Genomic DNA, 758 nt, shown 5'->3' on the forward strand with positions numbered 1-758 from the left:
GCCTCTTTTCCTTCAGACACTAATACTAGGTCTAACTCTAGGCTTTCGGCTAGCTGTAATGCTTCATTGGTATCGGTTAAACCACGATTATTATTCTCATGGTCAATCAAGAAAACTTGGGGTGACTTGATTTGCGAGTTTATTAGTTGTTTTGGAATTGTGATAACGTTTGACTCCCATGTATTACAAATCTATAAAGTATTAGTCATACCGACTGTTGACAGCCTTGTTTTATAAATCTATCGTAACCTAATCTTTTGCTTCTCTTTATTTACAGAACCTGCATGGCATGGAGCGCTTCTATTGAGAATCACCTACATACTTTGGTTTTGACTGATTCTATAATCACCTTTTAACACGGCTGTACTTATTTGAAGGTAATTATACAGGCATCGTGCAGGGGAAATACATTGACATTAGTAACTATCCTAAAGCCATTCTAGATTGGTCAAAGACGCGTAAAGTTAATGGCAAAGTTGTTTCTGACTTACGAAAGCAAACCAAACAGCGATTGTTAAGCCAAGGTGGAGATGAATACAATAATGCGAACGCTGCTAAAGAAACAGTTGAGAAATACTGGCAGCATCAAGACAGAGAGTACAAAGAATATCAACAAAAGCTTACTGAGGCGCAAAAGTAAAGCATTGTCTAGATTTGAAACCAAGCTCCTCTCTCTCTTTACTAAATAAAATCACCATTCAACAATACTTTGTCGCGTCTTCCCCGCATTCATCTACTAAATACAACAAACACTTATA

At 37.2% G+C, this 758-nt stretch carries 1 protein-coding gene and 1 pseudogene; one reads left to right on the forward strand and one right to left on the reverse strand.

From position 1 onward, the window contains the following. A pseudogene (locus tag G1O98_RS39185) lies at positions 1–191 on the reverse strand (hypothetical protein); the annotation flags it as partial. Between the two features lie 203 nt (positions 192–394). Between G1O98_RS39185 and G1O98_RS38460 the strand changes: the two are divergent. Next, positions 395–640: a hypothetical protein gene (locus G1O98_RS38460; protein WP_175587046.1), complete on the forward strand. Its 246-nt coding sequence runs from the start codon at positions 395–397 to the stop codon at positions 638–640. Positions 641–758: the final 118 nt, after the last annotated feature.

It is taken from the genome of Nostoc sp. UIC 10630 (assembly GCF_010747425.1).
Lineage (GTDB): Bacteria > Cyanobacteriota > Cyanobacteriia > Cyanobacteriales > Nostocaceae > Nostoc.